Raw genomic sequence first — 23,148 nt, 5'->3', positions numbered from 1 at the left:
TCAGAATCCTCCCACAGCCGCCTTCATGGCCTGGAGCACCTCGGCCTCCTGCGGAAGCGCACGGGTGGGATCGCCGGTGAGGAAGGCCCGCACCTGCAGCAGCGCCTGGTGGATCAGCATGTCGAGGCCGTCGACGATCGCCTCCGCCGGGATGAGGCGTGATGCCGCGCTCGGCTCGGGGCCGTAGGCGACGTCGAACAGCACCCCGGTGTGCGCCAGGATCGGCAGGTCGATCTCGGTCGAGCCGGGCAGGGTGCTGGCGATGACGTCGAACGAGTCGTGCGGCCACTGGTCGCCGAGGCGGTGCACATCGGCGCGCACGCCAAGACTCCGGGCGAGCTCCGCCACCTCCTCGGCGCGGGCTGCCGTGCGTCCGCTCACCACGAGCGAGTGGACTCCCAGGCGCTGCAGCGCCACGACGGTGGATCGCGCGGTGGCTCCCGTGCCGAGCAGCAGGCCGCGCTCGACCGAAGGGATCCCCCGCTCGCGGAACGCGGCGACGATCCCCTGCACGTCCGTGTTGAAGCCGAGCCGTCGCTCGCCGTCGAACACCACGGTGTTGGCCGCCCCCGTGAGCTCGACCAGCGGATCGACGTCGGTGAGAAGCGGGAGGACGGTCTCCTTGAGAGGCATGGTGAGCGACAGGCCTCGCCAGCTGGCATCGAGTCCGTCGACGAAGTCGGCGAGCCCGGCCTGGTCGATCTCCTGCCGGCCGTAGCTCCAGTCCAGTCCGAGCACCCGGGACGCCGCCGCGTGCAGGTCGGGCGACTTCGAGTGGGCGATGGGCGATCCGAGCACCGCGAACCGGCGGTGCTCCCGCGGCACTACTGGTACTCCGGGTGCTCGTCCATCCAGCCGAGCCACTGGTTGACCGCCGCCTCGTGCTCATCGAGCGTCTCGGAGAAGACGGTCTCGCCTGTCTCCAGGTTGACGGTCACGAAGTACAGCCACGGTCCGTCGGCCGGATGCAGCACCGCGTCGATGGCGAGGTCGCCCGGGTTCGAGATCGGCCCGATCGGCAGGCCGGGGTGCACGTAGGTGTTGTAGAGGTTCGCCTCATTGAGGCGCTCCTCGTCCGTCGTGCTGACCCGATCCGTGTTGCCGGATCCGTAGGCGACGGTCGCGTCGGACTGCAGTGCCATGCCCTGATCGAGGCGGTTCTGGAACACTCGTGCGACCTTGTAGAAGTCGTCGCGCAGCCCCGCCTCGCGCTGCACGAGGGAGGCGAACGTGATGACCCGGAAGCGGTCGTCGGGAGCGACTCCTGCGGCGTCGAGCGACTCGAACGTGCGGTTGACCATGATCTGCAGCGCATCATGCGCAGTGGTGCCCGGGTCGAAGATGTAGGTCGCCGGGAAGAGGAAGCCCTCGAGGCTCGTGGCGCCAGCCGGCAGCCCGTAGGAGCCGTAGTCGGCGGCTGCCGTCGTGAGGTCCTCGAGCGGGATGCCGGAACCCTCGGAGACCGAGACGAGCGCGTTGGACATGCTCTCGCCCTCGGGGATCACGACCTGGTTCTGCAGCTTGTTGGCCGGATCGAGCAGGGCGTCGAGGGCGGACTGTGCGCTCATCTGGGTCTTCAGCGTGTAGGCGCCCGGCTGGAACACGGGGGCCTCGTCCTCGGCGAGCAGCAGGTCGTAGAAGGAGTCGAAGGTCATCGTGACACCGGAGCGCACGAGGGTCTTGGCGACGTCGGAGCCGATGTCGCCGTCATGGATGACGACCGTCACGGGGTCGACGCCGGTGCCGGTGTAGTCGATCACCGGCGGACCGGCGAAGTACTCGTCGAGCTTGGCGGGCCAGTCGGGCACCAGGAGATAGGCGGCGCCCACCAGGCCACCGCCGATGATCCCGATGGTGACGATCGGGCCGACCACCCAGCCGACCCAGCGGTGCTTGCGCTTGGGCGGAGCGACGGAGGGGAAGCCGTAGGTCTCCTCGTTGCGGCGCAGACGCCCACGCCCACCCGCTTCGCGGTCGCGAAGTTCGCGGCGGCTCGTGGCGGGGAGCTGGTTCTCGGCGTCGGACCTGTCTCGTGCGCCGTCGGAGCCGAGGAGCTGATCCCAGGTCGGCGCGTACTCCGAGGAGGTGCGATCGTCTGCGGCGCCCTGCTGCGGTGCCGTCTGAGACGCGCCGACCCGCTGCGCTGCGGATTGACGGCGGACGCCCTGCTGCTGGACGCCCTGCTGCTGGACGCCCTGCTGCTGCGGTGCACCCTGCTGCTGCGGTGCAGCCTGACGGCGGCTGCCCTGCTGCGGGAACCCCGGCTGCGATGCGCTCTGCACGGGGATCGGGGTGGTCGCGCCCGCATCAGGTCCTTCGCCCGTCGCCGAGCTGGGAGGTGAAGAGTGGGACACGATCAGCACTTTCAGTTCGGCTCGATCGTCGTCCCGGGTGGCCCCCCGCCAGCCCGCTCGGAGTCGAGAGCGTGTTGCAGAAGTATAACTGCGGCCACTTGGTCGATCACGGGACGCGACCCGCGCGTCTTCCTACCGCTCGCATGGAGGGCGGCCTGGGCGGATACCGTGCTCAGCCGCTCGTCGATCATCCGCACCGGTATGTCGGACTTCGCGGCCAGCGCTGCCGCGAATTCCCGTGCATCCGCGGTGGACGGCGTGTCCCCTCCGGACAGGGAGATGGGCAGCCCGACCACGATCTCGATGGCCGCCCGGTCGGCTGCCTCGACCAGCACGCGGTCGAGGACAGGCGCGAGCTCCTCCCGGCGCTGGATCGTCTCCACGGGTGAGGCGAGGATGCCGTGCGGATCGCTGGCGGCGAGGCCGACGCGGGCACGCCCGACGTCGACCCCGATCCGCACTCCGCGTCGCATGCCGCCGTCCAGCCCCTGTTCCATCGCGGGCGGTGCGGCTCAGCCGCGCAGCTGAGCGGCGATGGCCTCGAGCGCTGCGGGGATCGCGGCGACGTCGGAGCCGCCGCCCTGCGCGATGTCGTCCTTGCCGCCGCCGCCTCCGCCGAGCACTCCAGCGGCGAGCTTGGCCAGCACGCCCGCCTTGATGCCGGCGGACCGGCCTTCTGCGGTGGTGGCGACGATGACCGCGGGCTTGCCGGAGACGTCGGCCGCGAGGGCCACCACACCGGCCGTCGAGCCGAGGCGCTCGCGGACCGACGTCGCGAGGCTGCGGAGCTCATCGGCACTTCGGAGGGACCCCACCATCTCGACCACAGCCGTGAGCGATCCGACAGTGTGCGCAGTCGCGACGAGCGCGGGGACGCGGCCGCTGAGCTGCGCCTGCTCGAACTCGGCGATCCGCTTCTCCGCCGCCTTGAGATTGGCGAGCAGGTCGGCGATGCGTCCCGGAATCTGGTCCTTGGGCGCCTTCAGCTCGCTCGAGAGCTGCGAGACGATCGCCCGCTCCGTGGCGAACTCGCGGAACGCCTCGGGGCCGACGAGCGACTCGATGCGACGCGCGGTGGAGCCGATCGAGGCCTCTCCCACGAGGTTGATCAGACCGATCTCGGCGCTCGAGGACACATGCGTACCCGCGCAGAGCTCGCGCGACCACGGGCCGCCGATGTCGACCATCCGGACGGTGTCGCCGTACTTCTCGCCGAACAGGGCCATGGCACCGAGCGCCTTTGCCTCGTCGATCGGAAGGATGCGGGTGACGACGTCGTAGTCCTGCTGGATCGCGTCGTTCGCGATGCCCTCGATCTCGCTCCGGGTCGCCGCGGAGAGCGGCTTGCTCCAGTTGAAGTCGAGCCGCATGTAGCCGGCCTTGTTGTACGAGCCGGCCTGGTGCGCGTCGGGGCCGAGCACCTGGCGGAGCGCCGCGTGGATGAGATGGGTCGCGGAATGCGCCTGGGTCGCACCCTTGCGCCACACCGGGTCGACGACGGTGGTCGCGGCGTCGCCGACTCCGACCTCGCCCGAGACGACCTCGACGCGATGCGAGATGAGCCCCTTGATCGGGCGCTGCACATCGAGCACCTGGAGCTCGTAGCCGGCGCCGAGGATGCTGCCGGCGTCGGCCTCCTGGCCGCCGGACTCGGGATAGAGCGAGCTCTCGGTGAGGATCACCTCGGCGGTCTGGCCGACGGTCGCCCGGTCGACGGAGACGCCGTCGACGAGGATGCCGAGCACCGTGCCTTCGGCCTGCAGGTAGTCGTAGCCGGTGAAGACGGTCTCGCCCGCACTGCGGAACTCGCCGTACGCCGAGAGGTCGGCGATGGTCTTCTTCTTCGCCTTGGCATCGGCCTTGGCTCGCGCGCGCTGCTCGGACATCAGGCGGTCGAATGCGCCGCGGTCGACGCTGAGCCCGGCCTCCTCGGCCATCTCGACGGTGAGGTCGATCGGGAACCCGTACGTGTCGTGCAGCTGGAAGACGGTGTCTCCGGTGAGCTGGCTGCTGCCCTCGCGCTTGGTGGAGGCGACGGCGAGGTCGAGGATGCCCGTCCCGCTCTCGAGCGTGCGGAGGAAGGTCTCCTCCTCGGCGAAGGCGATCCGGCTGATCCGATCCCAGTCGCTCGCCACCTCGGGGTAGGCGCCCTTCATGGCATCGCGCGAGGCGAGGAACAGCTCGGGGAAGGTGGCTCCCTGCACGCCGAGCAGGCGCATGGCCCGCACCGTGCGCCGCATCAGGCGGCGCAGGATGTAGCCGCGGCCCTCGTTGGCCGGCGCGACGCCGTCGGACATCAGCATCAGGGCGGAGCGGACGTGGTCGGCGACGACCCGCATGCGGACGTCGTCGCCATGGTCGGCGCCGTAGGGGCGACCGGAGAGCTCGGCGGCACGGTCGAGGACCGGGCGGACCTGGTCGATCTCGTACATGTTGTCGACGCCCTGCTTGATGAACGCGACCCGCTCGAGGCCCATGCCGGTGTCGATGTTCTTGTTCGGCAGCTCGCCGACGATGTCGAAGTCGACCTTCGAGCGCACATTGGTGATCTGGTACTGCATGAAGACCAGATTCCAGATCTCGACGTAGCGGTCGTCATCGGTCACGGGGCCGCCGTCGATGCCGTACGCCGGTCCGCGGTCGAAGAAGATCTCGGAGCAGGGGCCAGCGGGACCGGGCTGCCCGGTCGACCAGTAGTTGGTGTCCTTACCCAGGCGCTGGATGCGCTCGTCCGGCAGGCTCGAGTGCTTCTTCCAGAAGGCGATCGCCTCGTCGTCCTCCTCGTACACCGTGACCCAGAGATCGTCGGGCGAGAAGCCGAGTCCGCCGTCGGCCTCGGGTGTGGTGAGCAGCTCCCAGGCGTACTGGATGGCCTGCTCCTTGAAGTAGTCGCCGAAGCTGAAGTTTCCGTTCATCTGGAAGAACGTGCCGTGGCGAGGGGTCTTGCCGACCTCTTCGATGTCGTTCGTGCGGATGACCTTCTGCACGCTGGTCGCCCGGGGGTACGGCGGCGGCACGAGACCGGTGAGGTACGGGATGAACGGGACCATCCCGGCGACGGTGAAGAGGAGCGTGGGGTCATCGCTGACGAGCGACGCCGACGGGACGACGGTGTGTCCGCGCTCGCCGAAGAACTCGAGCCAGCGCCGACGGATTTCGGCAGTCTGCATGGGCCTTGTCAGATCTGGGCGGGATGCGCCCGGTGAATGGTGGTGCGAATGATGGTGCGGATGGTGGTGCGGGAGGTCGCGCGGAACGGCCGCAAGCTACCTGCGGAAGTCGGAGATCGCGTCGTCCGCCTTGCTGATGGCGGCGCGCAACTCCGCCTCGCGCGCACGGTAGCTGTCGGCGACGGCCTTGCTGAACTCGGAGGTCCGATCGTCGAGGTCGGCCAGGAAGGCCTTGCCCCGTGCGGTGCGCGATGCGCCGTATGCGACGGCGAGTCCTGTCGCGCCGCCGATGATCAGCCACAACACGTTCTTCATGGTGCTTCCCTCCGGTGGACCCGCGGTCGGGCGTCTGTGAGCGAGTTTATCGGGACGTCCGACACGGCCGGGATGAGGCACCTCCGGCAGATCTGGGCTGCGCCGGCACGCCGTACGCGGTGTGTCCGAGCGATTCCTACGTGCCCGGGAATCGCTACTTCTTGCGCCTGGACTTCTTCGCGCCTCCGGCGGCCTTGCCGCCGCGGATGCCGACGAGTGCGGCGCTCACCCCTGCCGTGAAGCCCGAGAGCTTGATCAGCGGTCCGCCGACCGATGCTGCGAAGAGCGCGACGAGGGCGGACACATTGCCGGTGACCTCGGAGACGTTGCCGGTGATGGCGTCGACGCGCACCAGCTGCTTGTTCGCCTCGCGGATCGTGGTGGTCGTCTCCTCCAGGATCGGCGTGATGCCGACCGTGGCCTCCTTGATCGCCTCGGTGGTCTGATCGAAGACCTTCCCGAGCTTGACCAGCGGGATCGCGATCACGGCGACGAGCACCGCGAACACTCCCGCGGCGATGAGTCCGGCGATGTCGCCACCCGTCATGATCCGACCCTTCTTCTACCTGCGTGTGCCTTAACGCACAGAGGCGGGCTCGAAACCGAGCCCGCCTCCATGATGTCGCAACTATCGAGCGGCGTAGTACTCCACGACCAGCTGAACCTCAGCGGTGACGGGAACCTCGGCGCGCTTCGGGCGGCGGATGAGGCGCGCCTGCAGCTTGTCGATCTCGACCTCGAGGTAGCTCGGGACCTTGGCGAGCACGTCGGCGTGGGCGCCGGCGGCGGCGACCTGGAAGGGCTCGAGCGACTCGCTCTTCTCCTTGACGTGGATGAGCTGGCCCGGCTTGACGCGGAAGGAGGGGCGGTCGACGAGCTGGCCGTCGACGAGGATGTGGCGGTGCACGACGAGCTGGCGTGCCTGCGCGGTGGTCCGGGCGAAGCCGGCGCGGAGCACGAGGGCGTCGAGGCGCAGCTCGAGCAGCTCGACCAGGTTCTCACCGGTCAGGCCCGCGGCGCGGCGTGCCTCGTTGAAGACGATGCGGAGCTGGGCCTCGCGGATGCCGTACTGGGCGCGCAGACGCTGCTTCTCGCGCAGACGGACGGCGTAGTCGCTGTCCTGCTTGCGCTTGGTGCGGCCGTGCTCACCGGGAGCGTACGGACGCTTCTCGAGGTACTTGGCGGCCTTCGGGGTGAGCGCGATGCCGAGCGCGCGGGACAGGCGGGTCTTGCTGCGGGTGCGTGACTTGGTAGACACGGGGACCTTTCAGTTGGAAAGCATGCGGATTTTGTAGCCGGCGCCCTGCGCTTCGAAGAGCACGGGTGCCTGGCCAACCGATCGCGCGAGTGCGCGTCGGATGAGCAGAGGGATTCGGACCGTGGGATCAGCCGGCTACAGGCATACATCCCTTCACCGGTCCGATGCGCAGCCTCGCTTCGGACCCGCAGAAGGCCAACGAAGATGCTATCACCCCGGCGACGCCGGAGCAGGCCGCACTTCCTCGTTGGTCGAGGAGCGCAGTCCACGGCGCTGTGGCCACGCCGGCACTCGAGGAGGACGGGTCACGTCTTGTGGTCTGCCGCGGCTCCACTGCGCTGGGGATGGTGGTGGCCGGGTTGCGCGGAGCGGTTGCTGTACCTGGGGGGGGGCGGCCGGGCATGAGGTGACTCGAGTGGTGGGTGTTGCCGCCGTGAGGTGACGCAAGTGGTGGGTTGCGGCGCTCAACACCCACCACTTGCGTCATCTCACGTCGCGCTCCGACGAGCTCAAGCGCCGAACGAGCGGACTGGACGAGCCCGCATCACTCCCCGCGCAGGATCTTCCGGAGGCGCTCGAGGCGGGCGGAGACGTCGCGCTCGTAGCCGTTGCCGGTCGGCGAGTAGTAGGTGGTGCTCTTCAGCTCGTCGGGCAGGTACTGCTGCGCCACCACGCCGTGGTCGTAGTCGTGGGCGTACTTGTACCCGCTGCCGTGCCCCAGCTTCTTGGCGCCCGGGTAGTGGGCGTCGCGCAGCGGCTTGGGCACGCGGCCGATCTTTCCGGCCCGCACGTCGGCGATCGCGCTGTTGATGGCCAGGTACGAGGCGTTCGACTTGGGCGCTGTGGCGAGGTAGGTGACCGCCTCGGCCAGCGGGATGCGCCCCTCGGGCATGCCGATGAACTGCACGGCGTCGGCCGCGGCGATCGCGATCACGAGCGCCTGCGGGTCGGCCATGCCGATGTCCTCAGCGGCCGAGACGATGATCCGCCGCGCGATGAACCGCGGGTCCTCCCCTGCCTCGATCATCCGCGCCAGGTAGTGGATGGCGGCGTCGACGTCGGAGCCGCGCACCGACTTGATGAATGCGCTGATCACGTCGTAGTGCTCGTCACCCTGTCGGTCGTAGCGCAGCAGGGCGCGGTCGACCGCGGCCGCGACGAGCTCCGCCGTGATCACGGGCAGCGTCTCGTCCTCCTCGTCGCGCTCGACGGACGCCGCCGCGAAGGCCGCCGCCTCGAGGGCGGTCAGCGCCCGTCGGGCATCTCCTGACGCGAGGCGGATCAGCTGGTCCCGCGCCTCGGCTGTCAGCTCGACCCGGCCGTCGAGCCCGCGCTCGTCGCTGACGGCGCGATCGATGAGGAGGCCCAGATCGTCGTCGCCGAGCGTCTCGAGCGTCAGGAGCAGGGAACGGGACAGCAGCGGGGAGATGACGGAGAACGAGGGATTCTCGGTGGTGGCGGCGACGAGGATGACCCAGCCGTTCTCGACGCCGGGAAGGAGCGCGTCCTGCTGAGCCTTGGTGAAGCGGTGGATCTCATCGAGGAAGAGCACCGTCGAGACGCCGTAGAGGTCGCGCTGGGACATCGCCTCCTCCATCACCGCCCGCACGTCGCGCACCCCTGCGGTGACCGCCGACAGCTCGACGAAGCGGCGCCCGGAGCTGTGCGCGATCGCCTGAGCGAGCGTGGTCTTGCCGGTGCCCGGCGGACCCCAGAGGATGACGGATACCGCGCCGCGCTCCCCCGAGATGTCACCCGCGAGCGCGACAAGCGGCGACCCGGGGCCCAGCAGATGCTTCTGGCCCGCGACCTCGTCGAGGCTGCGGGGCCTCATCCTCACGGCGAGAGGCGTGGAGCCGGTGCGGAGGCCGGGCTGCGGGGTCACCCCCCGATGCTAGATGCCCCCTCGGACAACGAGGGCGATTCCTCGGCGGGCTCATCGAGGTGACGCCCTATGCTCATCGGCGGACGACGACAGGTGCGTCCGCGGCAGATCGGCCGGCCCCGAGCGGGTCGACGCAACCAGTTGGAGGACCCGTGGCGGGAAAGCAGGACCGGTCGGATCGCGTCGCGCGAGCCCGCCTCCGCAGCTTCACCGCCAAGCAGACCGTGCATGCCGAGCAGGTGGCTCGGCGCCGCCGGGACAACATCGTCGCGATCGTGGCCGGAGTCATCGTGATCGCCCTCGCCGCCACCGCGCAGGTCTTCTACTTCACCGCCGGACCGGGAGTGCCGATCCCCACCCCGACGCCCAGCGCCAGCGCCAGCGCCGCCGCCGAGGGCGCGAATGTCGGCGACGTGCCATCCGCCGACCTCTCCGAGTACCGCGAGTGGACGGGCGAGATGACGCTCAACGACATCCCGCTCGGCATCACGCTCGAGGGCGGGCTCGCCCCCCAGGGCGTCGCCTCGTTCGTCTCGCTCGCCCAGACCGGCTTCTACGACGCCAAGACCTGTCACCGGCTGACGGACACCGGATTCTCGGTGCTGCAGTGCGGATCGGTCGACGGTGCCGGCGGCGGTGACCTGGGCTACAGCTTCGGACCGATCGAGAACGCACCGGCCGACGACGTCTACCCCGCCGGGACCATCGCACTGGCCCGCCAGAGCGACAACGCCTACTCGAACGGCAGCCAGTTCTTCATCGTCTACGCGGACACCACCATCACCTCGGACACCGCCGGTGGCTACACCGTGATCGGCCAGGTCACCAGCGGACTCGATCAGCTGATCGCGGCGGTCACCGACGCGGGCACGGTCGACGGCAGCTCCGACGGGGCCCCGCTCGTGCCCACCACCATCACCAGCGTGACGGTCCAATAACACTCTCCTCCCGCCCCTGACCGGCGGACATGGGGTGCAATAGGCTGTTCGCGCGCTCGACAGGCTTGCGCGCACCCCGCAATCCCGTGCGATCCACTGTTCGCATGCACCGCTCCACTACACCGAGGTGACCCGCGTGACCACCACAGATCCCGCACCCTGGGGACGCGTCGACGACGAGGGCAACGTCTACGTCCGCGAGAACGACGGTGAGCGCCACGTCGGGCAGTACCCCGATGCGACACCTGACGAGGCACTCGCCTACTACACGCGCAAGTACGCGGACCTCGCGGGTCAGGTGGGCCTCCTCGAGCAGCGGTCGCGCGCCGGTGCCCCGGCCGCCGACATCGCCAAGACGGTGAAGAAGCTCGAATCGACCATTGCGGGCGCGAACGTCGTGGGCGACCTCGCATCGCTCGCCGAGCGCCTCGGCGCGCTGCGCGGCAACGTCGCCGAGCAGACCGAGAAGCAGACCGCCGAGTCCAAGGCCCTCGTCGAGGCCGCGCTCGTGGCCCGCGAGGAGCTCGTCGTGCAGGCCGAGAAGCTCGCCGCATCCGACCCCGCGACCACCCAGTGGAAGCAGGCGACCGCGACCCTCGACGAGCTGTTCGCCACCTGGCAGAAGCAGCAGCAGGAGGGGCCGCGCCTGCCCAAGGGGGCTGCGGACGACCTCTGGAAGCGCTTCCGCGCCGCCCGGACGACGATCGAGCAGCACCGCCGCGCGTTCTTCGCCGAGCTCGACTCCGCACATCGCGACGTCCGCAAGCGCAAGCTCGAGCTCGTCGAGAAGGCGGAGGGCCTGGCAGGCCAGGGATCGGCCGGAATCTCGACCTATCGCGATCTGCTGGAGCAGTGGAAGAACGCCGGTCGCGCCGGCAAGCGCCAGGACGACGCCCTCTGGGCCCGCTTCAAGGCCGCCGGCGATCTGCTCTACGCCGCCAAGTCCGAGACGGACGCGAAGGAGAACGAGGAGTTCAGCGAGAACCTCGCCGCCAAGCGCGCGCTCCTCGACGAGGCCGAGCCTCTGCTGACTGAGAAGGACCTGGTCAAGGCTCGGGAGAAGCTGACCGGCATCCAGCGCCGCTGGGACCTCATCGGCAAGGTGCCGCGCGACGACGTCAAGCCGATCAACGAGCGCCTCCGCAAGGTCGAGAACGCGGTCAAGTCGCTCGAAGAGGACAACTGGCGCCGCACCAACCCCGAGACGAAGGCCCGCTCTCAGGGCCTCGCATCGCAGCTGCACGCGGCGATCGAGAAGCTCCAGGTCGAGCTCGATGAGGCCAAGGCCGGCGGCGACGCCCGCAAGGTCAAGGCGGCCGAAGAGGCTCTCGCCGCCCGCAAGATCTGGCTCGACGCTCTGGGCGACTGACCGCGTCGTACGAGCCGTCGGCCCCTCCACAGGGCGCCGATGGAGCGGCTTGTCCACAGAAGGCGTCGCGCGGCGCACCGGACTGTCGGCGTAGTCCACAGTTCTGCCATGCGCCTCTCCCCCGTTCTCACCACCCGTGATCTCGACATCGCCGAGCTGTCCTCCCTCCGACTGCTCGGGGTGCTCCGCGCCGTCGGCGAGTCGTGGGTGGCGGCGGGCGAACCGCTGACGCTCGAGACCCGCGCGGACGTCGTGGCCGCCACCCTCGCGCCGCGACTGATCGCGGATCGCTGGACTGCGGCGTGGGTGTGGGGCGCCACGCGAGTCCTGCAGACCCCCTATGACAGCTGCGTCTGTCGCGAGCCCCGTCGTTCGCGACCACGCCGGACGTCGAACGACCGGGATGTGCAGGGGTCTGGTGGGCGCGACCGGTGGGCGCGGAACCCTTCTGCAGCCGACCGAACGATGCGGGACAGGGGGGCCGCGACCTCGGTCGTGCCGCTGCCGCGGACGGGCGTCCGCGAGATCGCGCTGCACCCCGATGAGATCGAGTCCGTGCGCGGGCTCCGCCTCACCTCGCCACGACGGACGGCGATCGACCTTCTCCGAGAGGCGCCCGAGGCCAGCGATTGGTCGGATGCCGTGATCGCGCTGCTCGATCGGTCGGCCGACTCCCTCGGCGAGCTGCACCAGCTCAGGGAGGCGATGACCGACCAGAGGTTCGCCACCCGGGCCGCGGCGGCGACAGCACGCGCGGACCAGATCGAGGCGCGCCTGACGAACGCTGCCGGCTCGCGCCCGTCGGGAACAACGGCGCCTGCTAGCCGGCGCTGACCCGGTAGACGTCGTAGACGGCGTCGATCCGTCGGACCGCGTTGAGCACCCGGTCGAGGTGGGTGGTGTCGCCCATCTCGAACAGGAAGCGGCTCAGCGCAAGGCGGTCGCTCGAGGTCGAGACGGTCGCCGACAGGATGTTCACGTGGTGCTCCGACAGCACGCGGGTGACGTCGGAGAGCAGCCCTGAACGGTCGAGCGCCTCCACCTGGATCTGGACCAGGAACACGCTCTTGGACGAGGGCGCCCACTCGACCTCGATCATCCGCTCGGGTTCGGTGAGCAGCGATGAGACGTTGTTGCAGTCGGATCGGTGCACCGAGACTCCGGAGCCACGGGTGACGAAGCCGACGACGTCGTCGCCGGGCACCGGGGTGCAGCACTTGGCCAGCTTGACGAGGATGTCGGACGCTCCGCGGACGAGGATGCCCGAGTCGGTGCCGCGCAGCGATCGGCTCGGTCCCCGCGACGGGATCGTCTCGGCCTCTTCGGCCTCGGGCTCGCCCTGCACGAAGGCGAGCACCTTCTCGATGACCGACTGCGTCGAGACGTGCCCCTCGCCGAGTGCGGCGTAGAGGGCGGAGACGTCGTCGTAGCGCAGCTGTCCGGCGACCTCGGCGAAGACGTCCTGACTCATCAGGCGCTGCAGGGGCAGGTTCTGCTTGCGCATGGCCCGCGAGATCGCGTCCTTGCCCTGCTCGATGGCCTCTTCGCGCCGCTCCTTGGTGAACCACTGGCGGATCTTGTTGCGGGCGCGAGGGCTCTTGACGAACTGCAGCCAGTCCTGGCTGGGCCCGGAATCGGGATTCTTGGAGGTGAAGATCTCGACCACGTCGCCGCTGTTCAGTCCGCTCTCGAGCGGGACGAGGCGGCCGTTGACCTTGGCGCCCATGGTGCGGTGGCCGACGTCGGTGTGCACCGCGTAGGCGAAGTCCACCGGGGTGGCGCCGGAGGGCAGGCCGATGACCTTGCCCTTCGGGGTGAAGACGTAGACCTCCTTGGCGCCGATCTCGAAGCGCAGGGAGTCGAGGAACTCCCCCGGGTCGGCGGTCTCGGCCTGCCAGTCGGAGATGTGCGCGAGCCAGGCCATGTCCGTCTCGCTCTGAGACGTCGCCTGGGCGACCTTGGAGTTCTTGCCCGCCAGCCGCTCCTTGTACTTCCAGTGCGCGGCGACGCCGAACTCGGCGCGGTGATGCATGTCGTGGGTGCGGATCTGGATCTCGACCGGGCGGCCGTCCGGCCCGATGACGGTCGTATGCAGCGACTGGTACAGGTTGAACTTCGGCGTCGCGATGTAGTCCTTAAAGCGTCCCGGCACCGGGGTCCAGCGGGAGTGGATCGCGCCGAGCACGGCGTAGCAGTCGCGCAGGGAGTCGACGAGCACGCGGATGCCGACGAGGTCGTAGATCTCGTCGAACTCGCGGCCGCGCACGATCATCTTCTGGTAGATCGAGTAGTACTGCTTCGGCCGACCGGCGACGGTGCCCTTGATCCGGGCGGAGCGGAGGTCCTCGACGACCGTGTCGATGACCTCCTGAACGAAGGCCCCGCGCCGCGGGGTGCGCTGCCGGACGAGGCTCTCGATCTCGGCGTAGAGCTTGGGGTAGAGCACCGCGAACGACAGGTCCTCGAGCTCGAGCTTGATGGTCTGGATGCCCAGGCGGTGCGCGAGCGGCGCGTAGATCTCGAGGGTCTCCTGCGCCTTCTTGGCGGCGCGCTGAGGCGAGACGAAGCCCCATGTGCGGGCGTTGTGCAGCCGGTCGGCGAGCTTGATGACGAGCACGCGGATGTCCTTCGACATCGCGACGACCATCTTGCGGACGGTCTCGGCCTGCGCGCTGTCGCCGTACTTCAGCTTGTCGAGCTTGGTGACACCGTCGACCAGCATGCCGACCTCATCGCCGAACTCGCGACGCAGCTCGTCGAGCGAGTATCCGGTGTCTTCGACCGTGTCGTGCAGCAGCGCTGCCGCGATCGTCTTCGGGCCGATGCCGAGCTCTGCGATGATCTGCGCCACCGCGACGGGGTGGGTGATGTACGGCTCGCCGCTGTCCCGCTTCTGATCCGCGTGCGCCTTCTCGGCGACGGCGTAGGCGCGCTCGATGATGCTGAGGTCGGCCTTGGGATGATGCGTGCGGACGGTGCGCAGCAGGGTGTCGACCGCGCCGGTGGGCTGTGAGCGGGAGAAGATCCGCGGCACCAGGCGGCGGAGTGAGCTGGTGTTGGTGCTCGGCGGTGTGGGAGCGCCCGCCGGGCTCGCGGCGGAGCCCGCCCTCGTAACCGGTGCTTCCGTCACTCGTCAACCTCCTGCATCGACTGCAACGTTAGGACACCCGGCTGTATTTCGCTGTTCGCCCTGCGAGTACCCGACGTCCGAGTCCCTGATGCCCGGGTACCCGACGTCCGAGTACCCGATGTCGAGTACTCGGCATGCGGCGAGGCCGCCCGCGATCAGGCGACGCTCTTCGCGCGGAGCTCGAGAGTCCGCTTGCTCTGCTTCTTGATCTCGGATTCGCCCTGGCGCAGCGTGGCGTAGAGCGGGGCCGCGACGAAGATCGTCGAGTAGGTGCCGATGAGCACCCCGATGAAGAGGGCGAGCGCGATGTCGCGCAGGGTCCCCGCGCCGAGCACGAACGCGCCGATGAAGAGGATCGAGGCGATCGGCAGGATCGCGACGGCCGATGTGTTGATCGAGCGCACGAGGGTCTGATTCACCGCGAGGTTGACGGACTCGACGAAGGTCCGCCCGGATGACGATTCGCCGCCCATCGTGTTCTCGCGGATCTTGTCGAACACCACGACCGTGTCGTAGAGCGAGTATCCGAGGATCGTGAGGAATCCGATGACCGCCGCCGGCGTGACCTCGAAGCCGACGATCCCGTAGACGCCCGCGGTGATGATGAGGTCGTGCAGCAGCGCCACCATGGCCGCGACCGACATCTTCCAGGTGCGGAAGTAGAGCGCCATGAAGATGAATGCGGCCGCGAGGAACACACCGAGGCCGAACAGCGCCTGCCGGCTGATGTCCTGACCCCATGACGGACCGATGAACGATTCGGTGACGTCGGCCTGATCGACCTCGTACGCCGAGGCGAGGGCAAGCCGCACCTGGGTCGAGTCGTCGTCCGTGAGCTGATCGGTCTGCACGCGGATGCCGTCGCTGCCGACGGTCGTCACACGAGGCACGATCTCGGGGACGACGGATTGCACGGCGTCTTCCGCGAGGGTCTGATCCTTCGTGTCCACGCCGGAGATCTGGAACTGCGATCCCCCGGTGAACTCGATGCCGAGGACGAAGCCGCCCCGCAGGATCGGGACCACGATGGCGATCAGCACCGCGATCGCCGAGATGAGGAACCAGACCCGTCGCCGCGAGATGAAGTCGATCGAGCGCTTGCCCGTGTACAGGTCGTTGCCGAAATCGGAGAAGCTGGCCATCAGCGCTTGCCGCCCTTCGCGCCGGTCGTCGGCTTCGTGCTGCTGGAATTCGTGCCGGTGTTCTTCGTGCCGGGCGTCTTCGTGCCGGTGGCCGTCGTGCTGGACGTGCCCGTGGCGCCGCTGTCGACGCCGGCCGGGACGCGGGTGTCCTGCGTGGGCGCGGACTCGGCCGCCTTGCGCTCCGCGATCGTCTGGCGACGCGCGGCCTCGCCGCGACTGGCTGCCGTGCGCGCGGTCGATACCGCCGGGGGTCGGAACTCCGCCCGGCCGCGGTAGACGGCGCCGAGGGCACGCGGGTCGAGCCCGGACAGGCGATGCCCCTCGCTGAAGAACCGGGTCTTCGAGATCAGCTGAAGAACCGGGTGGGTGAAGAGCGTTACGACGATGAGGTCGATGATGGTGGTGAGACCGAGCGTCAGCGCGAAGCCGCGCACGTTGCCGATCGCCACGAGGAACAGCACGATGGCGGCGAGGAAGTTGACGGTGTCCGACGCGATGATGGTGCGCAGCGCGCGCTTCCAGCCGGCTTCGACCGCTCCGCTGAGGCCGCGGCCGTCGCGTAGCTCGTCGCGGATGCGCTCGAAGTACACGATGAACGAGTCGGCCGTGATGCCGATCGCCACGATCAGACCCGCGACTCCTGCGAGCGACAGCCGGTAGCCCTCACGCCAGGACAGGAAGGTGATCAGCAGGTAGGTGATCACCGACGCGACCACGAGCGACGCGACCGTCACGAATCCGAGGGTCCGGTACTGGATGAGCGAGTAGATCACGACCAGGATCAGGCCGATGAGGCCGGCGATGAGGCCGCTCTGCAGCTGCGAGCTGCCGAGGGTCGCCGAGATCACATCGGAGCTCTGCACGGTGAAGCTGATGGGGAGGGCGCCGTACTTCAGCTGATCGGCGAGGGACTTGGAGGTCTCCTGGTCGAAGTTGCCGGTGATCTGCGCGTTGCCGTCGGTGATCACCGCCTGGGCGACAGGTGCGGAGATGACGCGGCCGTCGAGCACGATGCCGAACTGGTTGCGCGGCGAGGTCAGCTGGATGAGTCGGGCGGTGACCGCGCCGAACTCCTCGGCGCCCTGATCGTTGAAGTCGATGTTGACGGCCCACTGGCCCGTGCTGGCACCGGTGCTGGTGGAGACGACACCGCTCATCGCGTTCGAGACGTCGGCGCCGTCGATCTCGACCGGGCCGAGGATGTACTTGATCGAGCCGTCGGTCTCGCAGGTGACCAGCGGCTGATCGGCGGGTGCGACCTTGCTGCTGTCGATGTCGGAGCAGTCGAAGGCGTCGTAGGCGGTCTGCAGAGCCGGGGTGACCTGCGAGACATCGCTGGCGTCCGTGGGAGCCGGCGCCGGCGTATCCGCAACGCTGGGGGTGGGCGTCGGGGTGGGCGTCGCGCTGTCCGTGCCGCCGATGCTGTCCGTCGACGGCGTGCCCGCGAGGAGCACGGGGCGGAATTCGAGCTTGGCCGAAGCCTCGATGCGCTCCAGCGTCTGCTCATCGGGCTGGCCGGGGATGGAGACGACGATGTTGCTGGCGCCCTGCGTGGTGATCTCCGACTCGCTCACGCCGGCGGAGTCGATGCGCTGGCGGATGATCGAGACGGCCTGGTTGAGCTGCTCCTGCGAGACCTGGGTGTCGCCGTCGACCACCGGGGCGAGGATGATCTGCGTGCCGCCCTCGAGGTCGAGTGCGAGCTTGGGGGCCCACTGTCCGCCGGCGCCCGGGATGAGGACGCCCGCGAGGTTGACGCCGACAAGGGCGACGATGATGCCGCCCAGGATGGCGAGGGAGCGCCACGCCTTGCGGACCGGGCTCGTCGTTTTGGCCAACGTGGCTCTGCTTTCTATCGAGCCGTCGCCGCGCGGCCCCGACGATGGGCGCACGCGTGGCGCGGCAATGTGCCCGCCTCGTCGGCGGGCACGTTGACGCTACCGACTATTCGGCGGCTTTCTGCGAATTCGACGCCGCGCGTCCATCCGCAGTCCGGTCGCCGGCGTCGAGCGAGTCCTTGCGCTGTCCGTACTCGGGCTCGTCGGCGAGGAGGACGCCCTCCTCGGCCAGCTCGGCCTCGTCGTCGGTGACGACCTCGCCCGGGGCGGTGATGATCTTGGCGATCGTCTGGCGGTGAACGGTGACGATGGTGCCGGGAGTCGATTCGACCTGGACCTCGTTCTCCTCGTCGTTGATCGCGACGATGGTGCCGAAGAGGCCGAAGTTGGTCATGATCTTGGCGCCGACCTGGGTGCGGTCCTGCATCGCCGCGGCATCGCGCTGGCGCTTGCGGCTGTTGCGGAACATGAAGAAGATGAGCACGGCGAGCACCGCGAGCATGACGAGAGTCAGCGGATCGGCGAAGAGATTGGGCACGAGAGTGCAGCCTTCCTGAAGGTACCGACGCGGGACGCGAGGTCAGCGCGCGGTGCAATTGTTGCGAGCAGTGTAGCGACAGGTCCTGAAAGCGCGGTTGGTGCCCGAGCCGCCGGGATCGACATCGCCGCGGGGGCGGGCCTCTGGAAGCCTGTCCGAAGCCGCGCACACAGGCGCCCGGCTTCGGATGATCATAGCTGGTCGTCGAACAGCGCGGCCGGAATGGCCGCTCGACGGCCGAGGTGTCGCCAGCCCGCTGCCGTCGCCACACGGCCCCGCGGAGTGCGGCTCAGCAGCCCGATCCGCACCAGGAACGGCTCGACGACCGACTCGATGGTGTCCGCCTCCTCGCCCACCGAGACGGCGAGCGTGTTGAGTCCTACCGGTCCCCCTTCGAAGCGGGTGAGGATGGCGTCGAGCACGGCACGGTCGAGCCGGTCGAGGCCGAGCTCGTCCACGTCGTAGAGCTCGAGGGCGGCGTCGACCGCCTCCTGCCCGGCTGTCGTCCGGTGGACGAGCGCATAGTCCCGCACCCGGCGCAGCAGCCGGTTGGCGATGCGGGGCGTGCCGCGGCTGCGGCTCGCGATCGAGGTCAGCGCGCCCGGATCGACCTCCAGCTCGAGCATCTCGGCCGCCCGGGCGAGCACCCGCTCGAGCTCGCCCGTCTCGTAGAACTCGAGGTGGGCGGTGAATCCGAAGCGGTCTCGGAGCGGGTTCGGCAGCAGCCCGGAGCGGGTCGTGGCGCCCACGAGGGTGAAGGGGGCGAGGTCGAGCGGGATGGACGTGGCACCCGCGCCCTTGCCGACCATGATGTCGATCCGGAAGTCCTCCATGGCGAGGTAGAGCATCTCCTCGGCGGAACGGGCCATCCGGTGGATCTCGTCGATGAAGAGCACCTCGCCGGGCACCAGCGACGAGAGCACGGCGGCGAGGTCGCCAGCGTGCTGGATGGCGGGGCCGCTGGACATCCGGAGCGGCCGGCCGCTCTCGTAGGCGACGATCATCGCGAGGGTGGTCTTGCCGAGCCCAGGCGGACCGGCGAGCAGGATGTGGTCGGGCGTGCGGTTCTGCAGGGTGGCGGCGTGCAGCAGCAGCTGGAGCTGTCCTCGTACCTTCTGCTGGCCGACGAACTCGGAGAGCGACTTGGGGCGCAGGGCGCCCTCGAAGGCAAGCTCCGCCTCGGATTCGGGCGTTGGCATGACCTCGCTCATGAGCTGCTTCCGCTGAGCTGGCGGGGCCCGAGCCGGGACAGCGCTGCGCGCAGCAGCACCTGGGTGCTGCCGCCGCCGGTCTCGGCGATGACCTCCTCGACGGTGGCCTGCGCCACGCGCTCGGGCCAGCCGAGGCCCACGAGCGCGACGACCACGTCGGCGCCACCCGCGCGCTGGGCGGGAGCGACGGCGGAGGGAGTGGTGCGGGCGAAGACCTTGCCGGTGAGCGAGACGATGATGAGCTTCGCGGTCTTGGGTCCGATCCCGGACACCTTGCGGAATGCGGAGTCGTTCTCGGTGGCCACGGCGTCGGCGATCAGGTCGGGCGACATGGTGGCGAGGACGGCCATCGCGGACTTCGGCCCGACCCCGGTGACGCCGCGGAGCAGATCGAACACCTGCTGGGCGTCGAGGTCCTCGAAGGCGTAGAGCGACATGTCGTCCTCACGCACGATGAGCGTGGTGTGCACGACGGCTTCCGCGCCGGTACGCAGCTGGAGGGCATGCTGCGGGGTGACGGCGACCGAGTAGCCCACTCCCCCGACGTCGATCACCGCCTGCGTGCCGGACACGGCGAGAACGGTTCCGCGCAGGGACGAGATCATGCCGTCAGGCTAAGCGGCACCGCCGACGCCCCGCCACCTGCCGGTCGGCGAGTCGAAGAAGTGTTCGAACGCGACCTGTAGGTCGAGGAGGGCGCCCCGCGCCCGTCTCGAGACCGCCCGACCTCGGCAGCCGGTCTCGAGACGGCCGTGAACGGCCTCCTCGACCAACGGGAGATGACGATCGCTGCTCGATTAACGCGACTTCTTCGTTGGTCGAGGAGGGCGCCCCGCGCCCGTCTCGAGACCGGCCGAACTCCGCAACCGGTCTCGAGACGGCCGTGAACGGCCTCCTCGACCAACGATTGGGCGGGCCGACAGTCCCCTAGCGCCCGCGGGTCGCCTTCTCGGCCTGCTGCCAGGCGCGCTGGGCCGGTGTCAACGCCGCGCCTGCGCCTCCGCCGACCGCTGAGCCCGGTGCCCGCCATGCGTGGCAGATAGCGATGGCCAGCGCGTCGGCGGCATCCGCCGGCGTGGGTGGGGCATCGAGCCGCAGCACCTTGGCGACCATGGCGGCCACCTGCTTCTTGTCCGCGGAGCCGTAGCCCGTGACCGCGGCCTTGACCTCGGACGGCGTGTGCAGCGCCACGGCCAGTCCGCGCTGGGCCGACAGGTACATCGCGACGCCGCTCGCCTGAGCGACGCTCATCACGGTCTGGACGTTGTGCTGAGCGAAGACCCGCTCGAGCGCCACCACATCGGGCTGGTGCTCGTCCAGGAGGTCGGCGATCCCCGCTCCGATCCGCAGCACGCGCTCCTCGAGCGCCAGCTCGGGAGGGGTGCGGATGACGCCGACGTAGACCAGCCGCGCCTTGCGATCCGGAGACACGTCCACGACCCCGACGCCGCAGCGGGTGAGGCCGGGGTCGATGCCGAGGACGCGCTTGAGTCCGGGCACGCCGGCCACGGGTCAGTCCTCCTCGAGCTGCGCCTGGACGTCGGCCGGGATGTCGTAGTTCGCGTAGATGTTCTGGACGTCGTCCAGATCGTCGAGCGCGTCGATGAGCTTGAAGATCTTGCGCGCGGTCTCAGCATCCACGGGAACGCTCATGCCGGGAACGAACTCGGCGTCGGCCGAATCGTAGTCGATGCCCGCATCCTGCAACGCGACCCGCGCCGCGACGAGGTCGTGCGGCTCGGTGACGATCTCGAATCCCTCGCCGCGGTCGTTGACCTCTTCGGCGCCGGCGTCGAGGACGGCGAGCAGGACGTCGTCCTCGGTCAGTCCGTCGCTCTTCGTGACGGCGATGACGCCCTTGCGGCTGAAGTTGTAGGCGACGCTGCCGGGGTCCGCCATCGCACCGCCGTTGCGGCTCATCGCGGTGCGAACCTCGGCCGCCGCGCGGTTCTTGTTGTCCGTGAGGCACTCGATCAGCAGGGCGACGCCGCCCTGGGCGTAGCCCTCGTACATGATGGTCTGGTAGTCGATCGACTCACCGCTGAGACCTGCGCCTCGCTTGATCGCGCGGTCGATGTTGTCATTCGGGACCGACGTCTTCTTGGCCTTCTGCACGGCGTCGACGAGGGTCGGGTTGCCCGAGAGGTCGGCGCCGCCCATCTTGGCGGCCACCTCGATGTTCTTGATCAGCTTGGCGAACGACTTCGCGCGACGGCTGTCCTTGATCGCCTTCTGGTGCTTGGTGGTGGCCCACTTGGAATGCCCTGACATCGTTCTCCCTGCCTGCCGAAACTAGCGCCGACCAGTCTAGGTCAGGGCCGAATGCGGACGACCGGGTCATCTGCCGGTAGAACACTGCCGTGCGGACAGAACACTGCCGCCCACGGCGGTGTTCTGTCCGCACCGCAGTGTTGTCCTGCGACCGGCGCTCAGCCGAGCGTGCTGAGGAAGAACCGGTGGAAGCGGGTGTCGCCGGTGATCTCGGGATGGAACGAGGTGCCGAGCAGCGCTCCCTGCCGAACCGCGACGACTCGACCGTCGTCGAGGGCCGCGAGCGTCTCGACCTTCGGGCCCACCGTCTCGACGATCGGCGCGCGGATGAAGACCGCGTGCAGCGGATCGGCGCCCACCGCGGGGATGGCGAGATCTGTCTCGAACGAGTCGAGCTGGTTGCCGAACGCGTTGCGGCGCACGGAGACATCGAGTCCGCCGAAGCTCTGCTGGCCGGTGATCGCGTCGAGGACGGTGTCCGCGAGCATGATCAGTCCGGCGCAGGTGCCGTAGACCGGCAGGCCGTCGGCGATCTTCGCCTTCACGGCATCGGCCATCCCGTACAGCCGGGAGAGCTTGTCCATGACGGTCGACTCCCCGCCGGGGATGATCAGGCCGTCGACCCGGTCCAGCTCTTCCGGCTTGCGCACGGCGATGCCGGTCGAGCCGAGACCGTCGACGACCGCGATGTGCTCACGGAAGTCACCCTGCAGGGCGAGGACCCCGACGGACCGGGGAGAGCCCCCCACGCCTACCAGCCGCGGGTGGCGAGCCGGTGCGGAGCGGGCACGTCGGCGACGTTGATGCCGACCATGGCCTCGCCCAGACCGCGAGAGGCCTCGGCGATGATCGCCGGGTCCTCGAAGTAGGTGGTCGCCCGCACGATGGCGGCGGCGCGCTTGGCCGGATCGCCCGACTTGAAGATGCCGGAGCCGACGAAGACGCCGTCGGCGCCGAGCTGCATCATCAGCGCGGCGTCGGCCGGAGTGGCCACGCCGCCGGCGGTGAACAGCACGACGGGCAGCTTGCCGGTTCGCGCGATCTCGACGACGAGGTCATACGGCGCCTGCAGCTCCTTGGCCGCGACGAACAGCTCGTCGGGGCTCTTCGAGCTGAGGGCACGGATCTCGCCCTTGATGGTCCGGATGTGCTTCGTGGCCTCGGACACGTCGCCGGTGCCGGCCTCGCCCTTGGAGCGGATCATCGCAGCGCCCTCGGTGATGCGGCGGAGCGCCTCGCCCAGGTTGGTGGCACCGCAGACGAAGGGGACGGTGAAGTCCCACTTGTCGATGTGGTTGACGTAGTCGGCGGGCGAGAGGACCTCGGACTCGTCGATGTAGTCGACGCCGAGAGCCTGCAGGACCTGCGCCTCGACGAAGTGGCCGATGCGCGCCTTCGCCATGACGGGGATGGAGACCGCTGCGACGATGCCGTCGATGAGGTCGGGGTCGCTCATCCGGGCGACGCCGCCCTGGGCGCGGATGTCGGCGGGGACGCGCTCGAGCGCCATGACGGCGGTCGCGCCGGCATCCTCGGCGATCTTCGCCTGCTCGGCGTTGACGACGTCCATGATGACGCCGCCCTTGAGCATCTCGGCGAGACCTCGCTTGACGCGGCTCGTGCCGACGGAGGACTCCGTCTGGCCGTTCGAAACCGAGCCGCTCGCTAGCACCGTGCTGTCCGTCACTTCTCCGACACTCCTTTGAGGTGCGTGTCGAAGCGGTGAGGC

21 protein-coding genes are annotated in these 23,148 nt (G+C 69.2%); 3 read left to right on the top strand and 18 right to left on the bottom strand.

What is annotated here, in order from left to right:
* The 8 genes from E6C64_RS01380 to E6C64_RS01345 form a co-directional block, all read right to left on the bottom strand.
* Positions 1-825 carry a shikimate dehydrogenase family protein gene (locus E6C64_RS01380; RefSeq protein ID WP_158437696.1) on the bottom strand — a complete coding sequence of 275 codons (825 nt, stop codon included), beginning with the start codon at positions 823-825 and terminating at the stop codon, positions 1-3.
* Entirely contained in the window at positions 825-2,354 is a 1,530-nt protein-coding gene (mltG, locus tag E6C64_RS01375; protein ID WP_136425822.1) for an endolytic transglycosylase MltG, read from the bottom strand. The genes E6C64_RS01380 and mltG overlap by 1 nt, the downstream gene beginning before the upstream one ends.
* Before the next feature lie 11 nt (positions 2,355-2,365).
* Positions 2,366-2,827: a Holliday junction resolvase RuvX gene (gene ruvX / locus E6C64_RS01370; protein ID WP_136426363.1), complete on the bottom strand. Its 462-nt coding sequence runs from the start codon at positions 2,825-2,827 to the stop codon at positions 2,366-2,368.
* Between the two features lie 39 nt (positions 2,828-2,866).
* Entirely contained in the window at positions 2,867-5,524 is a 2,658-nt protein-coding gene (alaS, locus tag E6C64_RS01365; RefSeq protein ID WP_136425821.1) for an alanine--tRNA ligase, read from the bottom strand.
* A gap of 96 nt (positions 5,525-5,620) precedes the next feature.
* Complete coding sequence (locus E6C64_RS01360) at positions 5,621-5,839, bottom strand: hypothetical protein (RefSeq protein ID WP_136425820.1); 219 nt, start codon at positions 5,837-5,839, stop codon at positions 5,621-5,623.
* Between the two features lie 154 nt (positions 5,840-5,993).
* The gene (locus E6C64_RS01355; protein ID WP_136425819.1) at positions 5,994-6,386 is read right to left on the bottom strand and encodes a DUF948 domain-containing protein; all 393 of its coding nucleotides are present in this window, start codon (positions 6,384-6,386) and stop codon (positions 5,994-5,996) included.
* Between the two features lie 81 nt (positions 6,387-6,467).
* On the bottom strand, positions 6,468-7,097 hold the full coding sequence (gene rpsD, locus E6C64_RS01350; protein WP_136425818.1) for a 30S ribosomal protein S4: 630 nt from the start codon (positions 7,095-7,097) through the stop codon (positions 6,468-6,470).
* A 544-nt stretch (positions 7,098-7,641) separates the two neighbouring features.
* On the bottom strand, positions 7,642-8,931 hold the full coding sequence (locus E6C64_RS01345) for a replication-associated recombination protein A (protein ID WP_136426362.1): 1,290 nt from the start codon (positions 8,929-8,931) through the stop codon (positions 7,642-7,644).
* A 203-nt stretch (positions 8,932-9,134) separates the two neighbouring features.
* On the opposite strand from E6C64_RS01345, the gene E6C64_RS01340 reads away from it, so the two are divergent.
* From E6C64_RS01340 to E6C64_RS01330, 3 genes are all read left to right on the top strand, one after another.
* Positions 9,135-9,920 carry a peptidylprolyl isomerase gene (locus E6C64_RS01340; RefSeq protein WP_136425817.1) on the top strand — a complete coding sequence of 262 codons (786 nt, stop codon included), beginning with the start codon at positions 9,135-9,137 and terminating at the stop codon, positions 9,918-9,920.
* Between the two features lie 136 nt (positions 9,921-10,056).
* A complete protein-coding gene (locus E6C64_RS01335) occupies positions 10,057-11,289 on the top strand; it encodes a DUF349 domain-containing protein (protein WP_438941828.1) in 1,233 nt (410 codons plus the stop codon).
* Between the two features lie 108 nt (positions 11,290-11,397).
* Positions 11,398-12,123: a hypothetical protein gene (locus E6C64_RS01330; protein WP_136425815.1), complete on the top strand. Its 726-nt coding sequence runs from the start codon at positions 11,398-11,400 to the stop codon at positions 12,121-12,123.
* On the opposite strand, the gene E6C64_RS01325 is transcribed toward E6C64_RS01330, so the two are convergent.
* The 10 genes from E6C64_RS01325 to pdxS all read right to left on the bottom strand — a co-directional run bounded on the left by E6C64_RS01325 (position 12,110) and on the right by pdxS (position 23,091).
* Complete coding sequence (locus E6C64_RS01325; protein WP_233255446.1) at positions 12,110-14,323, bottom strand: RelA/SpoT family protein; 2,214 nt, start codon at positions 14,321-14,323, stop codon at positions 12,110-12,112. The genes E6C64_RS01330 and E6C64_RS01325 overlap by 14 nt on opposite strands.
* Positions 14,324-14,574: 251 nt before the next feature.
* Positions 14,575-15,561: a protein translocase subunit SecF gene (gene secF, locus E6C64_RS01320; protein ID WP_136425813.1), complete on the bottom strand. Its 987-nt coding sequence runs from the start codon at positions 15,559-15,561 to the stop codon at positions 14,575-14,577.
* Positions 15,561-17,399: a protein translocase subunit SecD gene (gene secD, locus E6C64_RS01315; RefSeq protein ID WP_136425812.1), complete on the bottom strand. Its 1,839-nt coding sequence runs from the start codon at positions 17,397-17,399 to the stop codon at positions 15,561-15,563. The genes secF and secD overlap by 1 nt, the downstream gene beginning before the upstream one ends.
* Positions 17,400-17,505: 106 nt before the next feature.
* On the bottom strand, positions 17,506-17,937 hold the full coding sequence (gene yajC, locus E6C64_RS01310; RefSeq protein ID WP_136425811.1) for a preprotein translocase subunit YajC: 432 nt from the start codon (positions 17,935-17,937) through the stop codon (positions 17,506-17,508).
* Positions 17,938-18,128: 191 nt separating this feature from the next.
* Positions 18,129-19,148, bottom strand: a complete 1,020-nt coding sequence (gene ruvB, locus E6C64_RS01305; RefSeq protein WP_136425810.1) for a Holliday junction branch migration DNA helicase RuvB — start codon at positions 19,146-19,148, stop codon at positions 18,129-18,131.
* Positions 19,145-19,753, bottom strand: a complete 609-nt coding sequence (gene ruvA, locus E6C64_RS01300; protein ID WP_136425809.1) for a Holliday junction branch migration protein RuvA — start codon at positions 19,751-19,753, stop codon at positions 19,145-19,147. Before ruvA ends, ruvB begins: the two co-directional genes overlap by 4 nt.
* 322 nt (positions 19,754-20,075) lie before the next feature.
* Entirely contained in the window at positions 20,076-20,657 is a 582-nt protein-coding gene (gene ruvC, locus E6C64_RS01295) for a crossover junction endodeoxyribonuclease RuvC (protein ID WP_438941827.1), read from the bottom strand.
* A 3-nt stretch (positions 20,658-20,660) separates the two neighbouring features.
* Entirely contained in the window at positions 20,661-21,419 is a 759-nt protein-coding gene (locus E6C64_RS01290; RefSeq protein WP_136425808.1) for a YebC/PmpR family DNA-binding transcriptional regulator, read from the bottom strand.
* 158 nt (positions 21,420-21,577) lie between these two features.
* Complete coding sequence (gene pdxT, locus E6C64_RS01285; RefSeq protein WP_136425807.1) at positions 21,578-22,168, bottom strand: pyridoxal 5'-phosphate synthase glutaminase subunit PdxT; 591 nt, start codon at positions 22,166-22,168, stop codon at positions 21,578-21,580.
* Between the two features lie 2 nt (positions 22,169-22,170).
* On the bottom strand, positions 22,171-23,091 hold the full coding sequence (gene pdxS / locus E6C64_RS01280; RefSeq protein WP_136426360.1) for a pyridoxal 5'-phosphate synthase lyase subunit PdxS: 921 nt from the start codon (positions 23,089-23,091) through the stop codon (positions 22,171-22,173).
* Between the last annotated feature and the right edge of the window lie 57 nt (positions 23,092-23,148).

It is taken from the genome of Naasia lichenicola (genome assembly GCF_004801885.1).
Taxonomy (GTDB): Bacteria; Actinomycetota; Actinomycetes; order Actinomycetales; family Microbacteriaceae; genus Naasia; species Naasia lichenicola.
This window is presented reverse-complemented; position numbering and strand designations above follow the sequence as displayed.

Bases quoted from the DNA above. Each gene is read 5' to 3' on its own strand.
- ruvX (WP_136426363.1), bottom strand. From the start codon at position 2,827: ATGCGACGCGGAGTGCGGATCGGGGTCGACGTCGGGCGTGCCCGCGTC.
- alaS (WP_136425821.1), bottom strand. From the start codon at position 5,524: ATGCAGACTGCCGAAATCCGTCGGCGCTGGCTCGAGTTCTTCGGCGAG.
- E6C64_RS01360 (WP_136425820.1), bottom strand. From the start codon at position 5,839: ATGAAGAACGTGTTGTGGCTGATCATCGGCGGCGCGACAGGACTCGCC.
- E6C64_RS01355 (WP_136425819.1), bottom strand. From the start codon at position 6,386: ATGACGGGTGGCGACATCGCCGGACTCATCGCCGCGGGAGTGTTCGCG.
- E6C64_RS01345 (WP_136426362.1), bottom strand. From the start codon at position 8,931: ATGAGGCCCCGCAGCCTCGACGAGGTCGCGGGCCAGAAGCATCTGCTG.
- E6C64_RS01330 (WP_136425815.1), top strand. From the start codon at position 11,398: ATGCGCCTCTCCCCCGTTCTCACCACCCGTGATCTCGACATCGCCGAG.
- secF (WP_136425813.1), bottom strand. From the start codon at position 15,561: ATGGCCAGCTTCTCCGATTTCGGCAACGACCTGTACACGGGCAAGCGC.
- ruvB (WP_136425810.1), bottom strand. From the start codon at position 19,148: ATGAGCGAGGTCATGCCAACGCCCGAATCCGAGGCGGAGCTTGCCTTC.
- ruvA (WP_136425809.1), bottom strand. From the start codon at position 19,753: ATGATCTCGTCCCTGCGCGGAACCGTTCTCGCCGTGTCCGGCACGCAG.
- E6C64_RS01290 (WP_136425808.1), bottom strand. From the start codon at position 21,419: ATGTCAGGGCATTCCAAGTGGGCCACCACCAAGCACCAGAAGGCGATC.